Annotated in this window: 29 protein-coding genes and 1 other RNA gene; 17 read left to right on the top strand and 13 right to left on the bottom strand. The window is 38.3% G+C overall.

Going from position 1 to position 26,544, the window contains the following annotated elements; all coding sequences use genetic code 11:
• Positions 1–156: 156 nt before the first annotated feature.
• Positions 157–621, bottom strand: a complete 465-nt coding sequence (locus WKH56_RS23170; RefSeq protein ID WP_342836800.1) for a hypothetical protein — start codon at positions 619–621, stop codon at positions 157–159.
• 52 nt (positions 622–673) lie between these two features.
• Entirely contained in the window at positions 674–895 is a 222-nt protein-coding gene (locus WKH56_RS23165; RefSeq protein ID WP_342836798.1) for a hypothetical protein, read from the bottom strand.
• Positions 896–1,081: 186 nt separating this feature from the next.
• Here WKH56_RS23165 and WKH56_RS23160 point away from each other — a divergent pair, with 186 nt between their 5' ends.
• Entirely contained in the window at positions 1,082–1,621 is a 540-nt protein-coding gene (locus WKH56_RS23160) for a GNAT family N-acetyltransferase (RefSeq protein ID WP_048019527.1), read from the top strand.
• A 60-nt stretch (positions 1,622–1,681) separates the two neighbouring features.
• Here the strand turns inward: WKH56_RS23160 and WKH56_RS23155 are convergent, their stop codons facing one another.
• From WKH56_RS23155 to WKH56_RS23145, 3 genes are all read right to left on the bottom strand, one after another.
• Positions 1,682–2,317, bottom strand: coding sequence for an FMN-dependent NADH-azoreductase (locus WKH56_RS23155; RefSeq protein WP_048019528.1), 636 nt, complete (start codon positions 2,315–2,317; stop codon positions 1,682–1,684).
• A gap of 486 nt (positions 2,318–2,803) precedes the next feature.
• Complete coding sequence (locus WKH56_RS23150) at positions 2,804–3,439, bottom strand: FMN-dependent NADH-azoreductase (protein ID WP_310883973.1); 636 nt, start codon at positions 3,437–3,439, stop codon at positions 2,804–2,806.
• Positions 3,440–3,469: 30 nt separating this feature from the next.
• Positions 3,470–3,787: a winged helix-turn-helix transcriptional regulator gene (locus tag WKH56_RS23145; RefSeq protein WP_013058076.1), complete on the bottom strand. Its 318-nt coding sequence runs from the start codon at positions 3,785–3,787 to the stop codon at positions 3,470–3,472.
• Between the two features lie 220 nt (positions 3,788–4,007).
• On the opposite strand from WKH56_RS23145, the gene WKH56_RS23140 reads away from it, so the two are divergent.
• From WKH56_RS23140 to WKH56_RS23115, 6 genes are all read left to right on the top strand, one after another.
• Positions 4,008–4,250: a spore germination protein gene (locus WKH56_RS23140; protein ID WP_013084095.1), complete on the top strand. Its 243-nt coding sequence runs from the start codon at positions 4,008–4,010 to the stop codon at positions 4,248–4,250.
• Positions 4,251–4,602: 352 nt separating this feature from the next.
• The gene (locus WKH56_RS23135; RefSeq protein ID WP_342836795.1) at positions 4,603–5,814 is read left to right on the top strand and encodes a glycosyltransferase family 2 protein; all 1,212 of its coding nucleotides are present in this window, start codon (positions 4,603–4,605) and stop codon (positions 5,812–5,814) included.
• Between the two features lie 127 nt (positions 5,815–5,941).
• A complete protein-coding gene (locus WKH56_RS23130) occupies positions 5,942–6,562 on the top strand; it encodes a polysaccharide deacetylase family protein (RefSeq protein ID WP_310883971.1) in 621 nt (206 codons plus the stop codon).
• Positions 6,563–6,849: 287 nt separating this feature from the next.
• Positions 6,850–7,419 carry a LemA family protein gene (locus tag WKH56_RS23125; protein WP_080754488.1) on the top strand — a complete coding sequence of 190 codons (570 nt, stop codon included), beginning with the start codon at positions 6,850–6,852 and terminating at the stop codon, positions 7,417–7,419.
• Positions 7,419–8,192, top strand: coding sequence for a TPM domain-containing protein (locus tag WKH56_RS23120; RefSeq protein ID WP_310883970.1), 774 nt, complete (start codon positions 7,419–7,421; stop codon positions 8,190–8,192). The genes WKH56_RS23125 and WKH56_RS23120 overlap by 1 nt, the downstream gene beginning before the upstream one ends.
• A 398-nt stretch (positions 8,193–8,590) precedes the next feature.
• Positions 8,591–9,961: a DUF2254 domain-containing protein gene (locus tag WKH56_RS23115; protein WP_243494915.1), complete on the top strand. Its 1,371-nt coding sequence runs from the start codon at positions 8,591–8,593 to the stop codon at positions 9,959–9,961.
• Positions 9,962–9,998: 37 nt separating this feature from the next.
• Here WKH56_RS23115 and WKH56_RS23110 read toward each other — a convergent pair whose 3' ends face one another.
• Together WKH56_RS23110 and WKH56_RS23105 are read right to left on the bottom strand one after the other, a co-directional pair.
• Entirely contained in the window at positions 9,999–11,303 is a 1,305-nt protein-coding gene (locus WKH56_RS23110) for an aldehyde dehydrogenase (RefSeq protein ID WP_048019534.1), read from the bottom strand.
• A gap of 60 nt (positions 11,304–11,363) precedes the next feature.
• Positions 11,364–11,990, bottom strand: a complete 627-nt coding sequence (locus tag WKH56_RS23105) for a nitroreductase family protein (protein ID WP_080968611.1) — start codon at positions 11,988–11,990, stop codon at positions 11,364–11,366.
• A gap of 449 nt (positions 11,991–12,439) precedes the next feature.
• On the opposite strand from WKH56_RS23105, the gene gdh reads away from it, so the two are divergent.
• Positions 12,440–13,225 carry a glucose 1-dehydrogenase gene (gene gdh / locus WKH56_RS23100; RefSeq protein ID WP_034650269.1) on the top strand — a complete coding sequence of 262 codons (786 nt, stop codon included), beginning with the start codon at positions 12,440–12,442 and terminating at the stop codon, positions 13,223–13,225.
• 141 nt (positions 13,226–13,366) lie between these two features.
• Complete coding sequence (locus tag WKH56_RS23095) at positions 13,367–14,356, top strand: DUF4003 family protein (RefSeq protein WP_243494914.1); 990 nt, start codon at positions 13,367–13,369, stop codon at positions 14,354–14,356.
• A gap of 137 nt (positions 14,357–14,493) precedes the next feature.
• Here WKH56_RS23095 and WKH56_RS23090 read toward each other — a convergent pair whose 3' ends face one another.
• The 3 genes from WKH56_RS23090 to WKH56_RS23080 all read right to left on the bottom strand — a co-directional run bounded on the left by WKH56_RS23090 (position 14,494) and on the right by WKH56_RS23080 (position 18,079).
• Positions 14,494–15,255, bottom strand: a complete 762-nt coding sequence (locus WKH56_RS23090) for an MBL fold metallo-hydrolase (protein WP_243494913.1) — start codon at positions 15,253–15,255, stop codon at positions 14,494–14,496.
• A gap of 143 nt (positions 15,256–15,398) precedes the next feature.
• Positions 15,399–16,979: a sensor domain-containing diguanylate cyclase gene (locus WKH56_RS23085; protein ID WP_243494912.1), complete on the bottom strand. Its 1,581-nt coding sequence runs from the start codon at positions 16,977–16,979 to the stop codon at positions 15,399–15,401.
• Positions 16,980–17,260: 281 nt separating this feature from the next.
• Positions 17,261–18,079: a histidinol-phosphatase gene (locus tag WKH56_RS23080; RefSeq protein WP_063247432.1), complete on the bottom strand. Its 819-nt coding sequence runs from the start codon at positions 18,077–18,079 to the stop codon at positions 17,261–17,263.
• Positions 18,080–18,327: 248 nt separating this feature from the next.
• Between WKH56_RS23080 and rnpB the strand changes: the two genes are divergently transcribed.
• The 3 genes from rnpB (at position 18,328) to WKH56_RS23065 (ending at position 20,547) form a co-directional block, all read left to right on the top strand.
• Positions 18,328–18,716, top strand: an RNA gene (rnpB, locus tag WKH56_RS23075) — RNase P RNA component class B.
• A gap of 199 nt (positions 18,717–18,915) precedes the next feature.
• Positions 18,916–19,305, top strand: coding sequence for a VOC family protein (locus WKH56_RS23070; RefSeq protein ID WP_048019541.1), 390 nt, complete (start codon positions 18,916–18,918; stop codon positions 19,303–19,305).
• A gap of 357 nt (positions 19,306–19,662) precedes the next feature.
• Positions 19,663–20,547, top strand: coding sequence for a LysR family transcriptional regulator (locus WKH56_RS23065; RefSeq protein WP_033580265.1), 885 nt, complete (start codon positions 19,663–19,665; stop codon positions 20,545–20,547).
• 32 nt (positions 20,548–20,579) lie between these two features.
• Here WKH56_RS23065 and WKH56_RS23060 read toward each other — a convergent pair whose 3' ends face one another.
• Positions 20,580–21,122 (bottom strand): MerR family transcriptional regulator, encoded by a 543-nt coding sequence (locus WKH56_RS23060; RefSeq protein ID WP_063247429.1) that lies wholly within the window; start codon positions 21,120–21,122, stop codon positions 20,580–20,582.
• Positions 21,123–21,467: 345 nt separating this feature from the next.
• On the opposite strand from WKH56_RS23060, the gene WKH56_RS23055 reads away from it, so the two are divergent.
• Positions 21,468–21,782 carry an MGMT family protein gene (locus WKH56_RS23055; protein ID WP_034263833.1) on the top strand — a complete coding sequence of 105 codons (315 nt, stop codon included), beginning with the start codon at positions 21,468–21,470 and terminating at the stop codon, positions 21,780–21,782.
• 34 nt (positions 21,783–21,816) lie between these two features.
• On the opposite strand, the gene WKH56_RS23050 is transcribed toward WKH56_RS23055, so the two are convergent.
• Complete coding sequence (locus WKH56_RS23050) at positions 21,817–21,951, bottom strand: hypothetical protein (protein ID WP_279401084.1); 135 nt, start codon at positions 21,949–21,951, stop codon at positions 21,817–21,819.
• Between the two features lie 108 nt (positions 21,952–22,059).
• Positions 22,060–22,677 carry a LysE family translocator gene (locus WKH56_RS23045; protein WP_243494911.1) on the bottom strand — a complete coding sequence of 206 codons (618 nt, stop codon included), beginning with the start codon at positions 22,675–22,677 and terminating at the stop codon, positions 22,060–22,062.
• A 137-nt stretch (positions 22,678–22,814) separates the two neighbouring features.
• Between WKH56_RS23045 and WKH56_RS23040 the strand changes: the two genes are divergently transcribed.
• From WKH56_RS23040 to WKH56_RS23025, 4 genes are all read left to right on the top strand, one after another.
• On the top strand, positions 22,815–23,360 hold the full coding sequence (locus tag WKH56_RS23040; RefSeq protein ID WP_243494910.1) for a helix-turn-helix domain-containing protein: 546 nt from the start codon (positions 22,815–22,817) through the stop codon (positions 23,358–23,360).
• 171 nt (positions 23,361–23,531) lie between these two features.
• Complete coding sequence (gene bla, locus WKH56_RS23035; protein WP_243494909.1) at positions 23,532–24,464, top strand: class A beta-lactamase; 933 nt, start codon at positions 23,532–23,534, stop codon at positions 24,462–24,464.
• A gap of 91 nt (positions 24,465–24,555) precedes the next feature.
• Entirely contained in the window at positions 24,556–24,819 is a 264-nt protein-coding gene (locus WKH56_RS23030) for an excalibur calcium-binding domain-containing protein (RefSeq protein ID WP_243494908.1), read from the top strand.
• Positions 24,820–25,061: 242 nt separating this feature from the next.
• Positions 25,062–26,459, top strand: coding sequence for an NCS1 family transporter (locus WKH56_RS23025; protein WP_310883968.1), 1,398 nt, complete (start codon positions 25,062–25,064; stop codon positions 26,457–26,459).
• Positions 26,460–26,544 lie beyond the last annotated feature (85 nt).

Below are 26,544 nucleotides of genomic sequence, written 5' to 3'. Positions count from 1 at the left end.
TGTCATATCTCTAAAATTTCACAGCCTAAATTTGGATTTTTTACATATCAAATAGACTTTAAATCAATTATTAACTTTTTAGAGCTGTAGATAATGAGAAGAGGTATAATGAAAAAAGCAGGCGTGAGCCTGCTTTTTTCATTGTATATATTAGTGTTAATGACCTATTGGATACATGGTCGTTACACTATAGTCGTAGTCTTTGCCTCTGTAGTCGGTATACACAACTCTAACTTCTTGGTTTAAAGAACTAATATATTTTTCTTTAACGTAATTGCCAGATTTATTATTGGTGCCGTCTTCACCTTCGTTAATGACTTCTTCGGCAATAGACATGGCTTGTTTTTCATTTAAATACTTGCTAAATTGGCTTTTACCATGGTAATTGTCCGCTCCTGGTTTTTGCATATGCGCGACAATGTGGCAATATCCGTATTTATCATTTCCTTCTTGTAAGACAAGCTCTTTGCCGGTAAATAACCTGTCGCTTTGAGTCTCTGCAGAGCATTCGTTGCTTGATGTAGTGTCCGATGTACTGCTGGATGTGCTGCTTGAATTTTCATGCTGCTGAATGAGGGAAATAGGTGAATTGTTGGTAAATACAGCGATGAGAGCAATCACAAGTGCTACAATGGTGTATAGTATTTTGCTGTTTTTAAAAAAATCCATTCCTTTATGCGTCTCCTTTTTGAATCAACGTTAAAATCAAATCAACTTTCTTTTCTAGCTGATCGATTAAGTTTTGTTTTACTTGTTCTGATTGTAATAAAGCGCTTCTTAGTTCGTCCATATCTTTTTGCATATACGCACGGTTTTCTTTTTCTTGCTGCAGCTCTCTTTGAAGAGCGTGTATCGTGGACAGCAATTCTTTATCTTGGTTCATTTCTGCGTTCACCGCCTCTGTATTGATAAAAAGCAACGTATGCCCACTATATAAAATACCACTATCTCTGCTGTAAATCGACTATTTGGATAGGAAATGGGCCCTCCCGGGTGAGGTTTTAGCAGGATATTGCTAGTTGAGAGGAGAATAGTATGGTTTACCGTAGATTGATAAGCTGCACAGAAAAGAGGGAAGAAAATGTTTCCGGAATTAGAGACAAAACGGCTGATATTAAGAAAAATTGTAGAAAATGATGCGGGTGAGATTTTAGAATGCTTTTCTGATGAAGACGTGCTGCGCTATTACGGGCAAAAATCTTTAGAATCGATTGACCAAGTGAAAGGGATCATTGAGAATTTTTCCAAAGGCTACGAAGAAAAGCAGTTGATTAAATGGGGGATTCAGCTAAAAGGAAACGAAAAGCTGATTGGCACAATAGGGTTTCAAGAGTGGTCTTCAGAGCATAAAAAAGCAAATATAAGCTATGCTCTTTTTCCTGAGCACTGGAACAAAGGATACGCAACGGAAGCCGTTCATGAAGCGATTTCTTATGGCTTCCACAAACTTCAATACAATCGCATAGGAGCGATTGTATTTACGCAAAATAGCGGATCTATCGCTTTGTTAAGCAAAGTAGGATTTAAAAAAGAAGGGACGTTAAGAGAGTACCTATATCAAAACAATATCCCGTTTGATACATATGTTTATTCGCTGCTGCGCGGGGAAGCAAAGATATAATTGTAAGCACAAAAAAAGGAACATGGGGAGATGTTCCTTTTTTTGTGCCTATATTTGCTATTAGAACGTACGTGCAGCTTCTTTAGCGCGAGCAATACCGTCTTCTTTAATTTCTTGTGCTTTATCTGGCATTGCAGCCTGTCCTTCTACAAATAGGCTTCCGATAGAAGGAACCCCGAAGAAGTTCATCATAATGCGCATATAGCGGTGACCCATTTCTAGTTCACCAGCAGGGCCGCGAGAGTAGATACCGCCGTTTGCTTGAATATGGAATGCTTTTTTATCTGTTAATAGACCTACAGAACCTTCTGCAGTGTATTTGAATGATTTTCCGGCTACTGCTACAGCATCTAAGTATGCTTTCATCACTGGAGGGAATGAAAAGTTCCACATTGGTGTAACAAATACATATTTGTCTGCTTGAGCAAATTGGTCACTTAACTCGTTTAAGCGAGCAACTTTGCGCTGTTCTTCAGAAGTAAGTGTATCAAATTCTGCGCCGCTTCCAAGTTTGCCCCATCCGCTGAATACATCGCCGTCGATGTGAGGGATATGCTCTTGATATAAGTTAACGTGAACAATCTCATCCGTTGGGTTTACTTCTTTATACTCATTAATAAATGCATCTCCCGCAGCCATACTGAATGATTGCGTAGCATCGTTAGGGTTTGCTGTAATATATAATACTTTTGCCATAATTCTTTTCACCTTTCTGTTTTCAATATATAAATGTTGTTTTATGAATTAAAGATAATGTGTTCGAAAACATCTACTACGTTATTAATAGTAACTTAAGTAACGAATTTAGTCAAAGGTTTTTTATTTGGTTTTATCATGTTCACAAACATTTTTAAGAGTATTACGCTTTTGGGTTTTATGGCTGAATCCTTTAAGAGTAAGGGATTTTTTTCAGTTTGAAAGGTAAATTTAAACGTTATTTATTTAGAGGAACTATCTTTTTCGAACGTAGATAATTAAAAAAAGAAAAAGAAAGATTATGTATTTTTGTTTCATACGTTATTAATAGTAACAAAAGCTAACAGCGTTTCATCTTTTCTTTAAACCTATTTTCAGCGTAAAATGAGCAGGAAGGTGATCATTATTTCAAGGGAAATATAAGGGAGGGGAGAGTAAAGAAAAAGACCTCGATCTGCTTCGAAGTCTTTTTGATTCTTATTGCATTTAAAATGTTTTGGCCATTGAATGCGCTTTTTGAAGTGCTTTTTCTTTAATTTGCGGAATTTGATCCGGAAATTTTACCTGCCCTTCAATAATGATGTTTTCGAACACTTCAATACCAAAGAAGTCCATCATGATTTCTAAATAGCGGTGGCCCATTTCTCTTGCCATTTCTGGACCTTCTGAATACACGTCTCCGCGGGACTGAATGTGAAGTGCTTTTTTTCCTTTAAGCAATCCCTGAGCGCCTTCTTTTGTATATGTAAAGGTTTTACCTGACACGGTAATCGCATCAATGTACGTTTTCATGATCGCAGGAACGGAAAAATTCCACATTGGCGTGACAAAAATATATTTATCAGCAAGTACGAACTGTCCGCCTAGTTCGGCTAACCTTCCCACTTTTAATCGTTCATCCGTTGATAAATCCTGGATGGAGGAGTGAGAACGAAGCTTTTTCCATCCGTTAAATACGTCTGCATCTAAGTATGGAATATCTGCTTGATATAAATCTAAATGAACCACATCATCTTCTGGATGTGTTTGCTTATACACATCAATAAATTCTTTCCCTACAGCCATGCTAAGCGATTCGTCTTCAGCTAAAGGGTGTGCAGTAATATAGAGAACATTTGCCATGATGCTCATCCTTTCTATGGAGTAGTTTTATTAATCTTGGACCCAGCTTTCTGCCCACTGGCTAATTGGTCCTAGTATTTTACCTAACTCTGTTCCTTTTTGAGTCAGCGAATATTCAGAACGAATAGGGCGGTCGGGAATGACATTTCGGACAACGATTCCGTGGTCTTCAAGCTCTTTAATCCGTTCTGTCAACAGCCTTCTGCTTAAAGCTGGTATACTTTCATTTAATTCACTAAAGCGTTTAGGACCGCTCATAAGCACATAGATGATTAATCCTGTCCACTTCTTGCCAATCAGTTCGAAACTTTTTTCTACTTTAGGTTGAATATCTTTTGGTTCGTCCATATTACGTATCCTCCTTCAAACAATATGGATGAAAAATAACTTATGCATTTATTGTAACAGAAAAAGCGTAAAAACATGTGGAAACTTTGGGTGAAGCAGGGTGAAATGAATAAATTCACTAATGTTTGTACCTTGCCTTTTGTTTTATAAAAACTTTTCACACATAGGCTTGTCACAACATACGATGTACGAATTCATTTTAAGAAAAGGTGGTATGGTCATGGCAGGAGTTATTAACATCTGTAACACGAGAATTAATGGTATGGCAAGAAACGGATCGATGAATTTTGGAGAAGTTCTTCACAACGGACACACAGCGGATGTTAAATCTGTTGGAATCAACTCAACCTATGGAGACATTTCAGCTGCTTGTGCGCGAATGAAAAATACAAATATGGATGCAGATATATTTGATCAAACGGCTGTTGCGAATATTGATGGGGTATATGGAAATCAGCTATAAAAGAGAGCTGCTTATAACACATGAAGTTATAAGCAGCTTTTTTATGCTGAGAAGTAGAACACTTATTTATGATAAAAGAATGTGTTTCTAATTCAATAGAATGATCTACTAAAGTTCGTGAATCTATTATATACGCCTTTTCTAAAAAAATTTATATATTGTACAAGCACCCCGTCATTTATTGAATAGTATATAGAGGAAAAACAAAGAAAGGATGATTAAAATAGAATTATATGATTCCTATTACAACCGTTCCGATGGAAAATACTATATTAAAAAGAAAAAAAAGAGTCCAAATCCCTTAAAAGAGACCAAAAATAAAATAAATAAAGCAGACCATTCATTATATAGTATGAGTATAAAAAATAATCATAAACAACCTATTAAAGTGAGTATTATTATGCCTACTTATAATAAATACCACCAAACCTCTCTTTCGCTTTACGGTTTATCTAAACAAACGTTTCCCCACGCTCAGTATGAAGTCATTCTAGTGGATGACGCTTCTTCTGACAACACACCTAACATTTTAAAAGAAGCTGATGTCCCGTTCAAATTTAAGTATATCCGTATGAAACAAAATAAAGGGCGCTCATCTGTGCGCAATATAGGAATTAACCATGCTGAAGGAGATCTTTTAATCTTTTTAGATGGGGAGATGCTAGCTCCTCCTGCTTTTATTGAAAATCACTATAAACATCATGTGCATGAATCCGATCTTGTGGTTACCGGAGCTATGCATTATGAAGGAGTCTACACGTTTATTATGCCAGACTATAATGAAGATCAAATGGCGCACTTAAAAGAACTGGTCGGCGGGGATCCTGAGTATAGAAGATCGTATGAAAACTATGAACAGACGAAGTGGCATTCAAACGTTCCTTATCCTCTTGTAACAAAAGAAGACATTGATACAAACCGTTTTCAACGTTTATCATTTCCTAATCGCTATTTCCTTAACAGCGGGCTAAAACATTTCGGAGAGCGACTTGAGGGATTTACGCTACCTTATATTGCATTTTTAAGTGGAAACGTATCAGTGAGAAAAGGGAACTTAAAAAAATCTGGTCTTTTTGATGAAAAGTTTGTTGGCTACGGGGCAGAAGACTGGGAGCTTGGATATCGATTGTATAAAAATGGTGCACAATTTGTTTTAGATCCTTCAACAGTTGCTTATCATCAGGAACATGGGATATCGAAGCGAAAAGTGAAAGAGCAATGGGGCAATCACTATCGTTTTGTGAAAAAACATCCGAATATAGACGTTCTTATTCTATCTCTCGAATGGAAAGAGCTTCCGTTTATGCATATGCATAAAACATTAGTTGAATATAAAGCGCTGGAGCAGCGTTTTCCTGATGAATATAAGGAATTTAAACATGCTTTTCGCGTCATGCTGTATAGAATCATTGAATATTTAAATAGTGGACAGCCCGTGACGAAACTTTACGATCTCCCAGGAGGATCAGAGGAAAGAATAAAAATTATTCAGCAGTTCGAAACACTGCGCCCTCGTGGATTTGAGTACTTGGCGAGTTCTTTTGAACAAATCTATTACCTATAGCACTATTATATGAAGAAAAAGATATAATATCATCTCTTAAAAATTATCTCGTCGTAAAAGCCCCTCAGCTTACACCCACAAATTGAGGGGTTTATTTCTATACCTATTTTATATAAGGGGAGAAAACATGAATCAAAATTCACCAAAGTATGTTGCGTTAACGTTTGATGATGGCCCCTCAGCTTACACGGCTGCCATTTTAAAAATTCTAAAAAGATATAATGTACGTGCGACCTTTTTTGTCGTTGGTTCGGAAGTAGAAAGGTTTTCAAAGCTGATCCAACGTATCCATAGAGACAAGCACGTAATTGGAAATCATACGTGGAGTCATCCTGATATTACAACTCTTTCTAAGCGTGAATTGTGGAAAGAAATCACTTCTACAAATGCTCAAATAGAGAAAATCATCGGTTATTCTCCCAAGCTGTTTCGTCCACCTTACAGTTTGATAAATGATACAGCTCTTGCTGCCATTAAGGAATTGGGAATGACGTCTGTTCTATGGAATATAGATAGCCAGGATTGGCGTGAAGAAGATCCACTGGCCATATGCAAACATACGATTAAAAATCTACAAGAAAAGAATCTTATTGTCATGCACGACGGAGATCGATACGGCAGCGGAGCGCGGGACCATATTGTTGCTTCATTGCCAAAACTCATTAAGTATTTAATAAAGAACGACTATCAATTTGTAACGGTTCCTGAATTTCACAGAGTCGCATACAAGATTGAAGGTTGGTCTTAAGTAGAAAAAGGAATGGTTCTTAGTCATTCCTTTTTTAGATGTATGAAATAAGATAAAATGGATAAGGATTACATGTATTAGGTTATAGAAAGACTAGATAGAGAAACGTGTTTGAGAAATGAGGAGTTTGCGGTGAGAGTAGTATAAAAGTATTTCAACTTATAGAGAGAGTGATCGTTAAAGCATGTGGTCATCATAAATAAAATTGGAAAAAAATGAATCTTTTTAGAGTATGATTCGTACTAGTAAATAGATACATAATTTTTATGAAGAAAAGAGGTAATACATTGAGAAACAAAGGTTTGATCGCTACGATTGTTGTGTTAGTGCTTATTGTAATTTACGGAATAAGCTCTTACAATGGCCTCGTTAGCGCAGAGGAAGATGTAGATAATAAATTTTCCCAAGTGGATAACCAACTAAAAAGACGATCTGATTTAATTCCTAACTTAGTGGAAACGGTAAAAGGCTACGCTAAGCATGAACAGGAAGCAATTGATTCAGTCACTCAGGCAAGAGCGCAGCTAGCGGGAGCGAAAACGCCTGAAGATAAAGCTGATGCAGATCAGCAATTAAGCGGCGCGTTAAATCGCCTGCTTGTAGTGGTTGAAAAGTATCCGGATTTAAAAGCAAATGAAAACTTCAGAAGCTTGATGGATAGCTTAGAAGGAACGGAAAATCGACTCGCTGTAGCGCGTAAAGACTATAATGATGAAGTTGCAAAATATAATAAATCCGTTAAGGGATTTCCTAAAAACATGTTTGCGCGCACGTTTGGGTTTGATGAAAAATCATATTTTGAAGTAACAAATGAAGAAAAACAAGCGCCGAAAGTTGATTTCGGGAGCGATAAGTGATGAAATTTCTTGCTTCGTTTGCTTTATTATTATCTCTTTTATGTAATACGGTAAGCGTTGCTTTTGCTGCACCTGATATCCCAAATCCGGTAGGCGATATTTACGTTCAAGATTTTGCTCATCTGTTAAATGACCAGGAAAAAGCGGATATCAATCAAATGGGCAGAAAGTTAGATGATGAAACGAAAGCTCAAGTAGCGATTCTTACGGTGAATTCATTAGGTGATTCGGATGTAGAAGAGTACGCAAATGAAGCGTTTCGAAAGTACAAACTCGGTGATAAAAAGCTGAACAATGGCGTTCTTATTTTGCTCGCTAAAAAAGAACAAAAAATCCGAATCGAAGTAGGGTATGGGTTAGAAGGAGCTATCACCGATATCAAATCTGGAGAAATCATTGACTCTTATGCTATTCCTAACTTAAAAAACGGCAAATACGATACGGCGCTAGAAGCTACATATAAAGCTGTTTATAACCAAGTCGTAAAAGAGTATGATTTAGGAAAAGATTTTGAACAAAAAGTGCCAAAAGCATCCGCTTCTTCTGATAGCGGTGTTCATTTCACACCCCTTCAAACGCTGCTGATTGCAGCTGTTATTGTGGGCTTGCTTATCCTTGACTTTGTCTTTTTTAAAGGAGCCATCACTCAATTTCTGCTAAACTTCCTTGTCATGTTTGGAGGAAGAGGCGGCGGAGGTGGCGGCAGTGGAAGCGGTCCTCGCGGAGGGGGAGGCGGCAGCTCCGGAGGCGGCGGAGCGAGCCGAGGCTGGTAAAAAGGTAAGAGTTAAAAGAGGCTGAGATAAAATTAGGTTAGTTGAAAGAAAATCCGAACGTGATGGATTCTTGATTGAGAATCCAACGCGTTGGGATTTTTTGTTTGTATGGTGATCCTAGCTTTCATATCTTCATTCAGTTCCTTCTAGCAGTTGATTGGAGGGCAAGACGAAGACTCCTGGGGGGAAAGGCTCACCGGCCGCGTCATGAGCGGTTCAGCTCATGTATTCTATTTGTACTCATTTAGATGAAATAATTAGGGGTATCTCAACCTCTTTTTTGCTTTGTGTGCCTATATCTTAAAAAATAGATTTTTTCCATTGTATAAGCATAATCAAAAAAAATTAGGGAACTAAGAAAAAAGTTAGAGATTTACAAATAAAAAGGAAGGTTTTATATGAATACATTTAGATGGATAGCGGCAAGGAAACAGCTTTCTCCTCGCGCGTTTAAAGATGAGTTAACTAGTCAAATCTGGTTTAGTCCCTTAATTTATGCTTTCTTTTCAGTTCTTTTAGCTGCACTGACGCTGTTTCTTGACTATTATTGCAAAGTAGGAGAGAAGGTTCCTTCATTTTTTTCAATCAACATGGATTTAACGAATACGTTAGTGAGTACGATTATGCCCGGGATTTTATCGATTACCACATTTACCTTTAACTTAATGCTTGTTGTGTTTACATCATTTGCAGCTCAGTTTTCTCCTCGCGTGTTAAAAAACTTTGCTTCTTCTAAGTCTACTCAGCGAATTTTAGGTATTTTTATAGGGAGTTTTTTGTATACACTTTTTGTCTTTCTTTTTTTAAACAGCTCTCAAGTAGACGGATATTTTGCGATTCCGTTTGTGACGACAGCCCTTTCTGTTTTTAGTGCGGGCACGTTTGTCTACTTCATTAATCATTCTGTTAAGTGGCTGCAAGTAAATCATATGACTCAATCGATGAAAACAGCGTCCATAAAAGCAATTAAGACAACGATTCGCGAGGAACTGGAGATTCATCGAACGCAGTCTAGTCATAGCGAACAATTTTCCTTTCCAGAAGGAGAGAAAAAGCCGGTATGTATTCAAACATCTGGCTATATTCAAACGTTGAACTACAGTCAATTGATTCACTGTGCCAAAGAGCATAATTTAGTGATAAAAATGGAGCGTGAAGTAGGGGATTATGTGCTCAGCGGAACCGTATTGTTTTATTATTGGCATAGAGATTCGACAGAGCACGATAAAATGGATTGCACCGTCTTTCACCAATATATCCATGTAGGGAAATCTCAGACTGATATTCAAGACACGACGTATATTATTACCAAGTTTGTCGAGATGGCAATTAAATCACTAGGAAATGATGACTTCAAAACGGCGGTTAACTCCATTCACCAAATTAGCGATATTCTTCGGGAAATTTGTGCTGCGAGTCAATTTTCTTCTTACTTAGTTGATGATAAAGGCGTGATACGAATGGTGATCCCTGACAAAAAGTTTGAGGACTTTTTATATGATGGATTTGCTAATATCCGGCACTATGCGAGACGGAATATTATCATTACGATGGAGCTGCTCAAAACGCTTGGAAATCTCGCTGAGGCCATTGGGCCAGCTTATTATGACGACATCTGGGAGTTTGCCGTATACATTTCTAAAGGCTTTGAAGAAGAGTATTTATTTGTTCAAGATAAAAAATATTTTTTACATATTCTTTGCGATTTAGCGGTTTCCACAAAAAAAGAAGAGCAGTATGAACAAATCGCCAAACAAATGAAAGAATAAAAAAAGCCGAAGTCAGACGCTGACTTCGGCTTTTTCTTTATTTATTTGAACGTTTTAAGATGCTTTTAGCATGTGAAAATGTATCAAAGCTTGCTTTTCCGTGATACGCACCCATTCCGCTGTCACCAACGCCGCCAAATGGAAGGTAGTGAGATGTCATGTGATTAATTGTATCGTTAATAGAACCGCCGCCAAATGACACGCTGTTTAAGATGTGATCTTGGACTGCTTCATCTTCAGAGAAAAGATAAAGTGCCAATGGTTTTGGACGTTTTACGATTGCTTGGATTACTTCTGAGATTTCATCGTATACGATGACTGGAAGAATTGGTCCAAAGATTTCATCTTGCATCACATTGTCTTCCCATGAGATGTTGTCAAGAACAGTTGGTTCAATAAACAGACGAGAACGGTCCGTTTTGCCTCCAAAAACGATATCTCCGTTTGTTAAGAAGCTGTTAAGACGATCAAAATGCTTTTCGCTCACTACGTGAGGGAAGTCTAGATTTTGTGAAACATCTTCGCCGTACGTGTTTGTTACGACTTGTTTTAAGTTAGCTAGCAGCTCGTCTTTTACATTTCGCTGAACAAGAATGTAGTCTGGCGCTACGCACGTTTGGCCAGCATTTGCAAATTTACCGCGCGCAATACGTTTAGCTGCTTCTTCAATATTAGCATCTTCGTGTACAATTGTAGGACTTTTTCCGCCTAGTTCTAGCGTAACAGGCGTTAAATGTTTAGCTGCAGCTTCTGCTACAATTTTGCCGACCATTGTACTTCCTGTAAAGAAGATGTAATCAAAGTTTTCTTTTAGTAAAGCCGTGCTTGTTTCCACTTCACCTTCGACTACAGTCAAGTATTCTTCAGGAAAGTTTTCATTAAACATCTTAGCAAGAAGGCTTGACGTATGAGGTGTTAATTCAGAAGGCTTTAACACCACGCAGTTACCTGCAGCAATCGCGCCTACTACTGGTGATACAGCAAGTTGGAACGGATAGTTCCAAGGTGCAATCACTAGAGCTAAACCGTATGGATCTTGATAAATGTAGCTTTTTGCTCCAGCGTGAGTAGATGGTGTTTCTACTTCTTTTGGCGCTGCCCATTCTGCAAGATTCTCAACTGCAAAGTCGATTTCGCTTAGTACAAGACCAACTTCTGCACGTTTTGCTTCCATTTCTGGTTTGTTAAGATCAGCTTTTACTGCTTTTAAAATGTCGTCTTCATGTCGGACAACAAGTTCTCTTAATTTTTTTAGCGTTTCGATACGAAACGCAACGTCTTTTGTTTTACCGCTGTTGAAGAATGAAAGCTGTTTTTTTGTAAGTTCTTGATAGTTATTCATCAGAAAGTCTCCTTTTACTTCACATTTTTAGCTCTTTACTTATTGAATAGAACTAGCTGCTTATTTCCAAGTCGTAACCGTATTGACCGGTAGACGGTAAGAAGCATGGCCTTCGCTTGCTGCTTTTCCGATTGAGATAAGCATAACTGGAAGATAACGTTCTTTATCTAGACCGAATGCTTCTGCGATTAAGTGTTTTTCGTATCCGCCGATTGGATTTGTATCATACCCGTGAGCACGAGCCACAAGCATAAGCTGCATAGACACAAGACCTGAATCGATCAGCACGATGTCTTTCATATCTGCTTTTGGCATGTTTTCGTAAATCGGCTTAAAGAAATTTAGCTGCTGTTCTTTAATGTCTTGCGGCATATAGCCAAGCTCTACGGCCTTGCCGAAAATCTCATCTGCATATTCAACGTTATTCATATCACCAAACACGGCAATAACAGCTGAAGATGTATGAACTTGTTCACTGTTAAATTTCGCAAGTTCAGCTAGCTTTTCTTTTCCTTCCGGCGTTTCAATTACAACAAAGCGCCACGGCTGCATATTAACAGAAGAAGGAGCGCGCATAGCTTCTGTAAGAATTTCCTCCATTTCCTCACGGCTAATTTTTACTGAAGGATCATATTTTTTAATTGAACGACGTTTTAAAGCAATTTCGTTAAAGTCTTTTGTAGTCATAGTCATTATTCCTTTCTTTTTAGGCGTTAAACTTATTTATTGTCATTTCTATATTTTTGATTGTGGACAATTGTTTGACATATCAATAATTGATATATCAACAATATAATACATTGATTTAAGAATTGCAAGGGAAAAAGTTTAAACTTTTGAAGTGGTGTGAATTGGAAGTGTGAAGATTCATTCTCCAGGGAACAAACAACTACAAAGAGAGTAAGGAAAAAAGAAATGATAAAAATGATCAAACAAAAAGTTTGACTACTTTATTTCTCTTGGTTACGATAAGTAACGAAAAGAAACAAAAGTGAATTTGTTACTTTTTAAATGAATGACAGTTTGAGAAAGAAGAGATAGAAAAATGTTTATTCTCTTTTTAAAACTTAAACTGTATTTGTAATTAGTACAGTATAACAAGACATATTAAACAGGAAAAGTAGGAGGACTTCAAGATGTATACAGATTTAAAAGATAAAGTAGTAGTTGTAACAGGCGGATCAAAAGGATTGGGTCGCGCAATGGCCGTTCGTTTTGGTCAAGAGCAGTCAAAAGTGGTTGTAAACTACCGCAGCAACGAAGACGAAGCGCTAGAAGTAAAAAAAGAAATTGAACAAGCTGGCGGTCAAGCAATTATTGTTCGAGGCGACGTAACAAAAGAAGAAGACGTTGTGAACCTTGTAGAGACAGCTGTTAAAGAATTTGGCACATTAGACGTTATGATTAATAATGCTGGTGTTGAAAACCCGGTTCCTTCTCATGAATTATCATTAGAAAACTGGAATCAAGTAATCGACACAAACTTAACGGGCGCGTTTTTAGGCAGCCGCGAAGCGATTAAATATTTTGTTGAAAATGATATCAAAGGAAACGTTATTAACATGTCTAGCGTTCACGAAATGATTCCTTGGCCATTATTTGTTCACTATGCAGCAAGTAAAGGCGGCATGAAGCTAATGACGGAAACATTGGCTCTTGAATATGCACCAAAAGGAATCCGCGTGAATAACATTGGACCTGGGGCAATTGATACACCAATTAACGCTGAAAAATTCGCTGATCCAGAACAGCGTGCAGACGTAGAAAGTATGATTCCAATGGGCTACATCGGTAACCCGGAAGAAATCGCGTCAGTTGCAGCATTCTTAGCATCATCACAAGCAAGCTATGTAACAGGTATTACATTATTTGCGGATGGCGGTATGACAAAATATCCTTCTTTCCAAGCGGGAAGAGGTTAATAAATAGAACTGAAAAAAAAGACCTCGGAATATTCCGAGGTCTTTTTTTTTGCAATAAATGCGCAGAACATTTACCAAATATTGAAACTTTTATTGAAGTGTTACGTATATAAGCTAACACCTAATAAAGGACGTGTTGAGATGGTGCCAGAGAATATTCAACAAAAAATAAATCAGTATAGAGGTTTTTATATCAGCTTAAAAAATGAGCTCAAATGGAAAGTGGCAGATCACAAGCAGTTTATGGCTATCGCTTCTATGTATGCAGTGAAAGGTAAATCGCTCGAGCTTCAGGATTATCTCGAGTTAAGCGACTATATTAAAAATCAAGTAGGGATGTTTTCTACGTTAAAATCATCACAGCGTTTTACAATAGCAGCTATGCTTGATACTCGCTATGAGAATCCAAAAGAAACGTTTCATGAGTTTCTTGACGTATATGATCAGTTGATACAAGGCGGATTTACGAGAGGCGCTTTTACGTACATTGCGGCTTCGGCTATGCTGTCGAATGAGTCAAGCCGAAGTCATAAAGAAATGGTCCGAAGATCCGCAGAAATTTATCAAGGCATGAAAAAGAAGCATCTTTTCCTTACTTCAAGCGGCGATGTACCTCTTGCCGTTTTATTAGCTGAAACGAGCGAGTCTACTGATGATCTCATGCATGAAATTGAACACTTCTATACAACATTGGCGCAGCATGGATTTAAAAAAGGAAATGACCTTCAATTTTTAAGTCATATTCTTTCAATCGATAAAAATTTAGATGCAGATACTCTTATTGAAAGATGCGTATCAGTAAAAGAAGCCTGTGAATCGGCAGGCATGAAAGTAAAAGCGATGCATTATCCGGTCATTGGCTTATTAGCACTGTTTGAAAAACCAGAAACTGAAATTGAACTTATCCATGAAGTAGTGAAGCAGTTAAATGCAGATAAACTTTTTAAATGGCAGAAAGACGTCAATGTTATGCTGGGGGTTAATTTGGTTATCAGTGAAAAACTGAAGGATTCTAGAGTGATCGAAACGGGCATCTATACAACGATCGAAACGATTATTCAAGCTCAGCAAGCAGCTATGCTAGCGGTTATTGCGAGCACTTCAGCAGTTGCTACTACTACGACTACTTGATAAATTAAAGAGCTATAAAAGAGAGAGGGAGACATAACTACATCAATGAAAAGATCCGAACGTATTTAATTCCCACTCAAGAATCAAACTCTTTCGGACCTTTCTTCAACTTAAATACTTTTGTCTCATCTTCTCTCTTAAAAAGTATAAACCTCGCCATCATCTGGAACTAAGACACGGGACGCCATATCTTTTTCGTTGATAAAGCTTTTTAACTCTTCTCTTGATAGCGTCCAGTGATTGACAGCTTCCATATGGATAGAAAGAATCGTAGCATGAGGAGCCGCTTTGTGCACTTCGTAAATATCTTCTTTCCCCATCACAAGAGAACCGCCTTCTAAAAACTGATTATCGCCGCCGTTTACGACAATGACATCCGGTTGATGGGTGTTGATTTCTTCTTCAACAGCGGAATACCATACCGTATCTCCAGCTACATAAAGCGTTTTTTCGCTCTTGTGTTTAAAAACAACGCCGCATACTAAACCAGTACGCTTTAAAATTTCTCCTCTTCCGTGTTCACCTTTTGTTTTGGATAATTGGATGCCTTCAAAGACCGTGTTCTTTGTTAGTACTTCTACATTTTTAAAACCATCAGCTCTTACTACTGAGGCATCTTCTTCATTTTGAACGAACATTTTGATATCGTTTGGCAACGCCTGCTTAGCGGCATCGTCAAAATGGTCCAAATGAAGGTGAGTGAGAATGACGGCATCAATACCATCAATAATCTCTTCAACGGATAACGGTAAGCTTACTAAAGGATTGTTTTGATCTTGTCTGATCGAATTTGGAAAGGGAGGGTACGTGCCTTTTTCCGCTAACATGGGATCAATTAAAAACGTTTTTCCCCCGTATTCAACAAGTAAAGTGGCATTTCGAATATGTTTAATCTTCATCTCTATCTCTCCTTTTTTGATCTACCTCTAGTTTATAGGATGAGCTGTTTTCAAATCCATAAACAAAATCAAGTCTTTTAGCACTTTTACTTGATAAATGAAAGAATATTAGTCAAAAGCAAAAAGAACCGAAACAGTGCTGTTTAGGTTCTTTTTAAGATTTCTTTTATTTCTTTATATACACATACTTGGTTGCGTCCATGTTGTTTGGCAGCGTACAGGGCGATATCTGCTTTATTCAACAGCTCATCTAACGTTTCATTTTCTTGTTTTTCCGCTTGTGCTACTCCAAGACTTAGCGTAACAGAAATGGTTTTTTCATTAATCAGTAAGGGCTGAGTCCCGACGTGACGGCGAATTTGCTCAGCAAGCGTTTCGCCTTCAGATAAAGTATGGCCCTTTAGCGCGAGTACAAATTCTTCACCGCCGTACCGAGCAAAAAGGGCTCCTTGCGGCAATACGGACTCGCAGGCTTTTACGACATGTACAAGCACCTGATCGCCCGTATAATGGCCATACGTGTCGTTTACTTTTTTAAAATAATCAATATCAAGTAAAAGAAGTGTAAAAGAAGATGCGGACTTTTTTGCTTCATCGAACGCTTGCTTGCTGTGCTGAAAAAATGCCCTGCGATTATAAATTTGCGTCAGCTCATCGTAATAAGCTTGATTTTCAAGCTTTAGCTGAAGTCTTTTTAGCTCCGTGATATCTGTAAAAATAAGCAGCAAGCCGTGACTGTTGTTAGCATACTGCAAAGGAGAAGTGCGAACTTGATACGTAAACGAAGATTGATCTTCAGAAAAAAGCTCCAGTTCATGACTGCTTTTTGCATTTTCTAATGTAAAAGGAAACGAACGGCCGGACAGCGTCACCCAAACATCAGCAAAACGTTTTCCAAACATCGCTTTTTTTAGCTGAGGAAACATGTTTTTAGACGCTAGGTTAAATTCAATTAATCTGTAGCTTTCATCAAGTACGATAACGCCGTCATTGATGCTGTTAAATATCGCGTCTTTAGCAACGGGCATAACTGTAAACATACGCGATGAGTTAATGGACCATAAATATAAAAATGAAGAGACCCATAAAACCATCGGAACTGGATCAATTCCCTGCGGCGTAAAGCCCATTAAATAGATAAAAGCGGTGACGATAGGGACTAATTGACCGACCATTAATGAAATTAACTGCAGGCGATAAGCTTTGGCTGTTTCTTTCCAGCGATAAACGGCGAGCAAAAAAGCAACGAACATAGACGAAAAGATGAACATGCCGTGAATTGTGTACCATGGCCCAATTTCTTGATGAACGTAAGGAGCACCTAGAACGGGATCAATTTCAAACACGCGGTAATGAAGGTGATGCCAGTCATTTGTTGCGACCATAATCAAACTAATAAATGGAATGATAAAAAGGGTAAAAATATGTTTTTTTCTTACCTTTATGCCGACATACTGCATAACAAACAGCAGTCCTGCAGGAGGCGAAAAAGGCATGCCCACGTATTGAATAACGGTCCAAAATTTCATTTCTCCGAGGTTAACGGATAGTAAGCTAAACGCCGCACCCATACAATAAATGGTGGTGAAACCTGTATGAAGAATAAATAAATGCGCAATGTTAGCGTAGTGGTGACGCTTAATAAATACGTAAAAACATAAGTATAGATTAAGAACACCTGACGTGCAGATAAGCGTTATATAAGCTGTTAAATCTAAATTCACAATTGTATCCCTCATCAAGAAAGCATTTTTAGTTAAATGTAGCACAGTTGAAATGAAATGTGGATATTTTATGTAGGAAATTAGTAGTACAGGGAATACAAGGGTAGTTCAAGACGATGAAAAAATGGTGCCTAAACAACAAGTAATTGAAACAAACGGAGAAGATTTATCTTCATCTACAAAAGTCAAAGTTTCTCAGTGAAAAACACATGCCTGAAAACACGAGATGTCCTTCATCTCCGTGTCTTCAAGCATATTTTTATTGGAGTTCTATTTAAGTTTTATAAAGGTGTCATCTGCATTTTTTTCTGTCTAAAAAAGACCCAATCCGTAAAACCGATTTCTTTAAGACGCTTTTTTACTAATTCAAAGTCGTCGCCAATACGCCCTGGGTCATGAGCATCGGAACCAAATGTAATGTGTACCCCGTAGTGCAGGGCTCTTTCTAAAATATCGTCTGCAGGATACCAGCCTCCGCAGTCTTTGGTTTTGCCTGATGTATTCACTTCTATAGCAATGTCATGTGCCGAAATCACTTTTAGCGTCTGATCAATGACAGCTGTCTCGATAGAAGAAAAGGAGGGATAGAATCCTTTCATGGCATCAATATGGCCAAGAATCTGAAACATTCTGCTTCGGGCGGACTCTTGGATCAATTGATAATACGTTTCTTTCGTGCGCTGTTTTTCTTTTTGAGAAAGTCCTTCCCAGCGCGTTTTATGAAAGATACTGATTTCATCAACTTGATGGACAGAGCCGATTATGTAGTCAAACGGATATTTTTCATAGTGGCTTTGATATATTCCCGCATGCTCAGGAAAGAAATCAGACTCCACGCCTAACAGCACTTCAATTTTCTGTTTATATTCTTCTTTTAGTTTCAAAATCTCAGCTACATATCCGGAGAATGCGCTTTTTCCCATCGCAATATGAGGAAACGGCTGGTCTTCTTTGCTTGCAAAATAAGGAGAATGATCCGAAATCCCAATAATATCAAGGCCTTTATCAATAGACGCCTCTATATAATCTCGAATCGTTCCGCGAGCATGTCCGCATCGGTCGTGATGGGTATGAAAATCAAATTTTAAATCAGCGTTCATGTTTCATCACCTCTGTCATCTTTTTGTGTGGTGTATAGAATATTCTACAAAGAAACAAAGTATCCCTCGTAGAAATGGCTGAAGAGAATATTTCTTGAATTTGCGGGTGATTCATCTACTAAAAAGAGTGTACAGAAACAAGTTATTTTATTTAATTTGCTGTAAAAATTGAATTGGAATCCGTTCCAAAAGTTACATTTGATTTGGCTTATTAAAACGCATATACTACTCATACACGATCTGAAACAACGTTCAGGTAATCGCTGCATCATTTGATGTAGAGGAAAGTCCATGCTCGCACGGTGCTGAAATGCCCGTAGTGTTCGTGCCTAGTGAAAAAATAAGCTAGGGCAGCTTGGCTTATAGCTTAGCTGACGGCGGGAAAAACCACCTAAGTCCTCGGATAGGGTCGAGTATCCCTGAAAGTGCCACAGTGACGAAGCTTTGCTGGAAACAGCAAAGGTGGAACGCGGTAAACCCCACGAGCGAGAAACCCAAACAATGGTAGGGGAACTGTCTTGAAGGAATTTAACGGAGAGACGGACGGTTACATGCGTAATCGTAGATAGATGATTACCGCCTGAGTACGAGATTAAAATCGTTTGCAGTACAAAGGTACAAAACATGGCTTATCGAACGTTGTTGAAACAGAGTCTAACTATAATTATGTAACCAAAACAAACCAATGGGGTTTGTTTTTTTGTTTGTTATTTTTCAACTCATAGCCGACTCATTGATAGAGTGCTTGAATTCCCTTACTATATGTAAATACATATTGCCTAAATTGTTGTATAGTTTACTTGTACTTACTAAACATGGGGAAAGGGAGAAGATGAATGATTAAGAAAATGGAACATACGGCAATTATTGTTAGAAATATGGATGAAACGATTCACTACTACGGGGATATGTTTGGCTTTAAAGTTCGCCTTCAAGGCTCTACCGAAAAAAGAGAGATGGCTTTTTTGTATCTTGAAGAACAGCCGGGTATTGAAATTGAGCTCATTCGAGATATTGATCCGATTGGCGAGTATACCAAAAGCGGGATTGTTAACCATCTTGCCTTTACGGTAGAGGATATAAATAAGGCGATTCAACATTATAAGAGCAAAGGAATTGAATTTTTATCATCTGAGCCTCAGCCAACGCTTGAAGGTGGCCGTATGATTTTATTTCACGGACCAAATGAAGAATTGCTGCAGTTAGTAGAACGAGTTAAATTCTAAAAAAGTCTACTTTAAGGGGTACATACAAGAAAAAATGTGTTTTAGATTCTCAAAAAAGACCTTTCTTTTAGTGTGATAGAAGGGTCTTTTTGCTGTGTAGTTACTATGATATCTTAGTTAGCTTTTTAATAATTCCCTTACGTTTCAGGACAAATTCTTCTTTCTGCTAGAAAATGATGAGTATAAAATTTTAATAAGAGCCGTATACAGCAGTCATCAAGATGAACTAAAAACATCCTCGAGTATGTTTCCATTTTTTATCGTAACACCTGCTATTTATAATGTATAATTCATTATAATCATATTTTTCATACATCTATGTAATGGATAGAACGGTTAATAAGGAGATGGTACAAAGTGGAGTGGCAGCAGTTTAAATATTTTCAAACGCTAGCACGTACGCAGCATATGACGCGCGCGGCAGAAGAGCTGTTAATTACGCAGCCTGCGCTCAGTCGTTCAATCGCTCGTTTTGAAGAGGAAGTAGGAGCACCGCTATTTGATCGGCAAGGACGTTCCATTATATTAAATCAATATGGTAAAGTTTTTTTAAAGCGTGTAGATAACATAATGAAAGAATTTGATAAAGGACAAGAGGAAATTCAAGCGTTGCTAGATCCTGAAAAAGGGCAGGTGTCACTTGGATTTTTACATACGCTCAGCACGGATTTGATTCCAGATTTAATCGCTTCGTTTCGCAGTTTATATCCTAAGGTGAATTTTCAGCTGAGGCAAAGTCCTTCGCACGTGCTTCTTGAACAGCTGGAGCTCGGCGAACTGGATCTTTGTTTGATTGCGCCGATGGAAGAGAAATCGTTCATTAAATGGCAGCATCTTTGGAGTGAAGAGCTGTTTGTAATCGTACCGAAAAATCACCGGTATGCTGATCGTGAATGTATTGCACTAGAAGAAATTGCTGAGGAATCATTTATTCACTTAAAAGAAGGCTTTTCTCTTCGTCTTACGTTTGAGCAGTTATTTGAAGAGTCAGGAAGAATGCCTCACATCATGTTTGAAGGAGAGGAAGCTGATACCGTAGCGGGACTAGTAGGAGCCGGCTTAGGAATTTCTATCCTTCCAGATTTACACGGAATCGATCAAAGCAAAATAGTGAAAATCCCATTAGCTAAGGCCAACTGCCACCGAGTCATTGGACTAGCATGGATTGAAGGAAGATATCTATCACCGGCTGTTAAACAGTTTAGAAACTTTGTTTTACATAAATTTAATGATCAGAAATAAAGATGCTTCATGGCCTAGGCTTGTTTATAAACTTAGTCCTTTTTTCGTTGGAATAATCGTTTTAAAATCGATCTCTTTTTACCTACTACGCTGCTTTCTTTTGAAGCTTCTACTAATTCTGAAATGGCCTGCTGTTCACGCAGACTTTTACGCAAAGATTGAATAAGCTGCTTATCTTTTTCCTGAAGAATTTGTTTTGTATCAGGCTCTTGTTGGGGTGAAGGCTGTACCGGCTGTTCGGGAGGTGTCGGCTGCTGGTCATCGGCCTCGGGCTGGTCAGCTGCTTCTGCTGTGTCCTCTTTGTCTTCGTCAAGAGACACGGCAGCTTGATCCTCGCTTGTAGTCAAAGAGAATTCTTTTTGCAGCGCTTCATTGATTTCTTCTGCTTGACAGCCTTCATCATAAAGCTGCTTAATTTTCAGTAAAACGGTCGCAGCTGCAGCTTCATATTGTTTTGGTCGATGATCTTCTTTTTGTATAAAGAAATCTTCGAATTTATCTATGTATCTTCTGATAGTTGAAGTAGGAATACTCGTTTCTTCAGATAATTCTTTTACACTAAGCCATTTTGTCATTTTCTCACCACTTTTTAAATGATTACTTATTCGTCAGCATCAATTTGAAATTGTACTAGTATCTACTGTTTATCTTATCATGTAACGCTTCTACGTACTTTGCTGTGTTGATTTCTGTAACGTTTTTATAATCACAGTGTCATAAATAAGGGATAAGCTGCCACTCGCGCAAAGATTTGCTAGTTGAAGAATAGGAAATACAAGCATTTACCTGAAGAATGTTGCACAATGATGAGCGTACTTCTTATGTATTATCTTATAATGTTGCTGAAGAAAAATCGAGTGATTACTTCACGGTTTATTAATTATGGTAATGTTGTACTAAACAATAAAAGGAGGGACAGCATGAGTTTTACAGAGCGAGCAGTAGCCCTTATTAAACAAATTCCTCGCGGAAAAGTCATGACATACGGACAAATTGCCCGCCTGGCTGGAAGCCCTCGAGGTGCGAGACAAGTTGTACGAGTACTGCACTCGATGAGTAAGAAACATAATCTCCCCTGGCACCGAGTCATCAATTCCAAAGGAGAAATTGGGTTTAAAGACGAAGAAATGCATGTTGTCCAAAAACTTTCACTCGAAGCGGAAGGAATACTCGTTTCTTCGGATGGAAGACTTGATCTTAAAGTCTATCTTTATGAACCTGACGTGCATAAATAACAATTGAGATAAATGATCGAGTATGAATCGCTTGTTACACGTCTGTTGATTTCCGTGCAAGACTTCGCTTTCCCCAGGCGGCCGCTGAGCCTCCTCGTCGCTTACGCTCCTGCGGGGTCTCACCTATTCCGCTTTTCCTGCAGGAGTCTTCGTTTTGCCCTTCAATCAACGGCTAGAAGCACCTGCATTTACCCTATTAATAAAAAAATCCGAACGAATTTGATTCTCCATCAAAAATCAAACTCATTCGGAACTTTCTTCAACTAACTTACTTTTGTTATTTATGTTTTTCAAAAGCGAGCTTTAATCCAAACCCGATTAACACGACGCCCGTTGCTTTATCCATAAAACGCTGCACGCTAGGTGTTGTAAGCCATTTTCGTAAATAGTTAATAAAAAAGACGAATACGAAAAACCACGTGATCGCAAGGATCGTATACGTTATTCCCATAAGAAGCAATTGAAGCGTTACGTTTTGATTGCTTTGAACAAATTGAGGTAAAAAAGTTAAGAAAAATACCGCTACTTTTGGATTAAGAACGTTTGAGACAAGGCCTTGACGAAAAGCGGACGTTTCTTTTGACTGCTCCTCTTTTTCAGAAGAAGGTATATTGCTTTTTTTGGAAAGGAAAGCAGAGATCCCTAAGTACATTAAGTAAAGGGCTCCTGCGTATTTTACGATTTCAAATGCAAGAGCTGACTGAAGGAGAAGAGCCGATAAACCAAACGTGGCGGCGAGCGTATGAACTAAAGAGCCGCTCGCTAAGCCTAATGCCATTTTATAGCCGCCCGTTTGTCCATCTGCCATCGTTCGTTTGGTAATAAGAGCCGTATCGATACCAGGGCTCATAATTACAAATAATGTGAGAACCAAAAAGGTCAAGATGTCGTTCATTTTTTTCTTCCTCCTCGCTGTGATAGTATTAAATTATAATTTATTTATTAAATATAATTTAACATAAGCAACGCTGTTTATTAAGTTTAATTTAATGAAATTAAATTTAATTAAACATCTTTTACGGAGGAATCATCATGGAAAACATAGATATTGGAAAAAAAGTAGAGAAATTTCGAAAAGAAAAGGGACTAAGCAGTCGTGAATTAGCAAAATTAGCGGATGTCACGCCGTCTATGCTAAGTCAAATTGAACGAGGGTTAGCTAATCCGTCTATTTCAACGCTTAAGATTTTAGCTAAATGCCTCGGCGTGCCTACTTTTAGCTTTCTGCTTGAAGACATAAATACCTCTCATTTAGTCGTACGGTCAAACGAGCGTAAAACGATGAAGGTAAAAGAGCTCACGTATTCGCTAGTATCACCAGATTTTACTGGAAATCTAGCTACGGCGATTATGGAAGTCCCTCCCATGATGTCTTCATCTGAAACTCCTTTAGCACATAAAGGGGAGGAAGTGGCATACGTTTTAGAAGGGAAAATTAAAGTGTATTTGGACGAGGAAGTATACGTGCTAGAAAAAGAAGACAGCGTCAAAATTCCTTCTCATCTGAAACACAAATGGGACAATCCGTTTGATGAGAAAGCCGTTATTTTATTTTCCGTTACGCCGCCGGTATTTTAAATTTATTAATAGGAGGTATGCTAGTTATTCTTCATTATCGGGTACTTTATTATATAAATGTGATAAAACTATCATGTTTGTGAGAGTAAACAATTGATAAAATAGAATTGTTGGTAACCTCTACCTAAGAGACTACATACTAAATACTTTTTGGAAAGGTGTTGAAAGGTAATGAAGAGATGGAAAGAGATGTTTTACACTTCAAAGCTTAAAAAAATGATGCCTGCACTGGCTCTATCATGCGCGGCGGTTGTAGGCTTTTCAAACAGCGGAGTACAGGCTGAAACGGTGAAGTGTCAAAAACAAGAAACTAAAAGTAATCGAGAGTTTGCTAAGCTTGAAGAAAAATATGATGCGAATCTTGGCATTTATGCATTAGATACCGGTACAAATAAAACGGTAACGTATCACCCGGACGAGCGTTTTGCTTATACGTCTACCCATAAGGCTCTTGCTGTCGGTGCACTTTTACAGCAGAAATCAATTGAAGATCTCAACGAACGAATCTTTTATACGCGCGATGACCTTGTGAACTATAACCCTATTACAGAAAAACACGTGGATACAGGCATGACCCTTAAAGAGCTCGCGGATGCATCGCTTCGCTACAGCGACAATACGGCAGGGAATTTAATTCTGCAGCAGCTGGGCGGACCGGACGGATTTAAAGAAGCTTTAGAAAATATAGGAGACGATGTAACGCTGCCTGAGCGGTTTGAGCCGGATTTAAATGAAGTGAATCCAGGAGAAACCCACGATACAAGTACACCAAGAGCACTTGCTTCAAGTCTTCAAACGTATGTACTTGGACAGGCACTTCCTGAAGACAAACGTGCACTTTTAACGGATTGGATGAAACGAAATACGACAGGGGATGCCTTGATACGAGCGGGCGTGCCAAAAAGCTGGGAAGTAGCTGATAAGACAGGCGCAGGCTCCTACGCGACGCGAAATGATATTGCCATTCTTTGGCCGCCAAATGGAGATCCAATTGTTCTTGCGATCCTTTCCGATCGTACGGAAAAAGATGCGGAGTATCATGATAAACTGATTGCAGAAGCGGCTAAACAAGCGGTCAAGGCTCTTAAAGCTACTTATAAATAAAAAATTGGATAATAGTAGTTTAAATGTAAAAAAAAGATTGATAGAACATTCTATTATTAATGAGACAAAATATAGGAAGGAAGTATCTGTTATGAAAAAGATTTTTCCAATTGTTCTATCTTTCGGTTTATTAACAAGCGTATCTCTTGGCACGGTTTCAAACGTAGATGCGGCAGCTAAATCTTACAAAAACTGTACCGAATTAAACAAAGACTACAAAGGCGGCGTAGCTCGTACGGCTAATGTAAAGAATAAAGGCGGCAAAACAAAGTACAAACCGTATGTTTCAAAAGCACTGTATGATGCCAATACAAAGCTAGATCGAGATAAAGACTACATTGCCTGTGAAAAATAAATACTGAGTGACTCATCCAAGCGCTTATTGTAAGCGCTTGGATTTTTTAATATCATCAACTTCTGTATGTTGCGAGCTGAGATCAAAAATTAGTCAAATCGCACAAATTAATATCAGAAAATTCACATAAATAATGATGAACTTGCGTTAAAATTCGTATACACTATGTACATGTTAAGTTAAGTTACATCTAATGTTAGAAGTAAGAGGGGAAACATCATAAAAAAGGAGTTGAGTATATAGTGTCTACAAATGCAACAAGTTCCGTTATAGAAGAGGTGCATTCTCATCAAGATAGGGGGCTTGATCCGTCACTAAAGCCAAAAAGGGATGCGGATCGAAAGCTAACTCCACTGGCCTATATGTTTATGTGGATTGGAGACGGCGTTAATTTAGGAAATATGACGCTTGGTGCGAGCTTAGTAATTGCGGGTACAGCGGTATTAAATCTTTTTCAAACGTTTGTGGCAGCCATTATTGCTATTGGTATTATTTCTACTTTTTTTGTGTTAAACGATCGAATTGGCTACAGGACGGGTATACCGTATGTGATGCAGCTTCGAATGTCTTTTGGCATAAAAGGCTCCGTTATATCGTCTCTTTTACGAGGTATTCCAGCTATCATTTGGTATGGTTTCCAAAGCTGGACAGGCGGTACAGCTTTAAACGAAATTGGTAAAATTGTGAGCAAAGGGGCTTTTGACAATCTTATTCTTTGTTTTATTATCATTCAACTGCTGCAAATTGTTCTTTCGCTGTACAGCTTCCACGCGGTTAAATGGGTAGAGATGCTTGCGTCGATCATTATATTGCTTGGTCTTGTGTATGTATTTGGTGTTCTTTTAACGTCTCATAGTGAGGTAGTAGCAGAGAAGTGGGTACATACAAAAGGCTCGTGGGGACTTCCGTTCTTTTCTTTCATCATGATGTTTATGGGTAATTATGCGGCGATTTTCCTAAGCGCAGCCGATTACTCCAGAGAGCTAAAGCCAGGCATTAGCGACAAGAAACGCGGATTTTTATATTTTACACCAATTCTAGTAGCCTACGGATTTGTTCTTACAATCGGGGCTATGCTTGCTTCTGCTACGGGTATTTCCAATCCAGTTAAAGCGTTCGCGGTTGTAGTCGATAATTCGTATATCACTGTTGCTGTATCAGCATTTATTGTGATTGGCGTGATTGCCGTAAACATGGTGGCAAATATTATTCCGCCTACGTATGTCATTACGCTGCTGACAAAAGCAAACTATAAAGTAGCGGTTACGATTACCGGGCTGCTTGCCTTTTGCTCGTTCCCTTGGGTGCTTGTTCAAGATTCATCAGCTGCAGGTCTTGGTTTGTTCATTTTGATTTACTCTGCTTTTTTAGGGCCGATTGTTTCTATTTTACTAGTCGATTACTATATTTTACGGAAGCAAAAAGTGAATGTAGAGGAATTGTATCAAGAAAAAGGGCCATTTTCCGGCTACAATCCATGCGCTTTGCTTGCGATGCTCATCGGTGCAGGCGCTGCGTTTATTGAAGTTGATTTAGGCTGGATTATAGGAGTAGTAGTCGCAGGAGTTGCGTATATTCTTTTAACGAAATTTGCTTTTAAACAGTCAAAGTTCAAAAAAGGAACCATCTTTGAACAATAATATTCAATAGATAAAAGTCTTTGCTTACGGCAAAGGCTTTTTCTTTTATCGCGTCAGAGCAAATCTCTTTGTCTAGTTTCCTAAA

Source organism: Priestia sp. SB1 (assembly GCF_038898415.1).
Note: the sequence above shows the minus strand (reverse complement) of the source record. Positions and strands in the feature narration are given on the sequence as shown.

What these genes read in the sequence shown, in the direction of transcription:
- WKH56_RS23155 (WP_048019528.1), bottom strand. Translation starts at nt 2,317, where the DNA reads ATGGCAAAAGTATTATATATTACAGCAAACCCTAACGATGCTACGCAA.
- WKH56_RS23045 (WP_243494911.1), bottom strand. Translation starts at nt 22,677, where the DNA reads ATGAACGACATCTTGACCTTTTTGGTTCTCACATTATTTGTAATTATG.
- WKH56_RS23040 (WP_243494910.1), top strand. Translation starts at nt 22,815, where the DNA reads ATGGAAAACATAGATATTGGAAAAAAAGTAGAGAAATTTCGAAAAGAA.
- gdh (WP_034650269.1), top strand. Translation starts at nt 12,440, where the DNA reads ATGTATACAGATTTAAAAGATAAAGTAGTAGTTGTAACAGGCGGATCA.
- WKH56_RS23120 (WP_310883970.1), top strand. Translation starts at nt 7,419, where the DNA reads ATGAAATTTCTTGCTTCGTTTGCTTTATTATTATCTCTTTTATGTAAT.
- WKH56_RS23140 (WP_013084095.1), top strand. Translation starts at nt 4,008, where the DNA reads ATGGCAGGAGTTATTAACATCTGTAACACGAGAATTAATGGTATGGCA.
- WKH56_RS23110 (WP_048019534.1), bottom strand. Translation starts at nt 11,303, where the DNA reads ATGAATAACTATCAAGAACTTACAAAAAAACAGCTTTCATTCTTCAAC.
- WKH56_RS23150 (WP_310883973.1), bottom strand. Translation starts at nt 3,439, where the DNA reads ATGGCAAATGTTCTCTATATTACTGCACACCCTTTAGCTGAAGACGAA.
- WKH56_RS23030 (WP_243494908.1), top strand. Translation starts at nt 24,556, where the DNA reads ATGAAAAAGATTTTTCCAATTGTTCTATCTTTCGGTTTATTAACAAGC.
- WKH56_RS23060 (WP_063247429.1), bottom strand. Translation starts at nt 21,122, where the DNA reads ATGACAAAATGGCTTAGTGTAAAAGAATTATCTGAAGAAACGAGTATT.
- WKH56_RS23070 (WP_048019541.1), top strand. Translation starts at nt 18,916, where the DNA reads ATGATTAAGAAAATGGAACATACGGCAATTATTGTTAGAAATATGGAT.
- WKH56_RS23080 (WP_063247432.1), bottom strand. Translation starts at nt 18,079, where the DNA reads ATGAACGCTGATTTAAAATTTGATTTTCATACCCATCACGACCGATGC.
- WKH56_RS23135 (WP_342836795.1), top strand. Translation starts at nt 4,603, where the DNA reads ATGAGTATAAAAAATAATCATAAACAACCTATTAAAGTGAGTATTATT.
- WKH56_RS23160 (WP_048019527.1), top strand. Translation starts at nt 1,082, where the DNA reads ATGTTTCCGGAATTAGAGACAAAACGGCTGATATTAAGAAAAATTGTA.
- WKH56_RS23115 (WP_243494915.1), top strand. Translation starts at nt 8,591, where the DNA reads ATGAATACATTTAGATGGATAGCGGCAAGGAAACAGCTTTCTCCTCGC.
- WKH56_RS23090 (WP_243494913.1), bottom strand. Translation starts at nt 15,255, where the DNA reads ATGAAGATTAAACATATTCGAAATGCCACTTTACTTGTTGAATACGGG.
- bla (WP_243494909.1), top strand. Translation starts at nt 23,532, where the DNA reads ATGAAGAGATGGAAAGAGATGTTTTACACTTCAAAGCTTAAAAAAATG.
- WKH56_RS23105 (WP_080968611.1), bottom strand. Translation starts at nt 11,990, where the DNA reads ATGACTACAAAAGACTTTAACGAAATTGCTTTAAAACGTCGTTCAATT.
- WKH56_RS23130 (WP_310883971.1), top strand. Translation starts at nt 5,942, where the DNA reads ATGAATCAAAATTCACCAAAGTATGTTGCGTTAACGTTTGATGATGGC.
- WKH56_RS23145 (WP_013058076.1), bottom strand. Translation starts at nt 3,787, where the DNA reads ATGGACGAACCAAAAGATATTCAACCTAAAGTAGAAAAAAGTTTCGAA.
- WKH56_RS23095 (WP_243494914.1), top strand. Translation starts at nt 13,367, where the DNA reads ATGGTGCCAGAGAATATTCAACAAAAAATAAATCAGTATAGAGGTTTT.
- WKH56_RS23055 (WP_034263833.1), top strand. Translation starts at nt 21,468, where the DNA reads ATGAGTTTTACAGAGCGAGCAGTAGCCCTTATTAAACAAATTCCTCGC.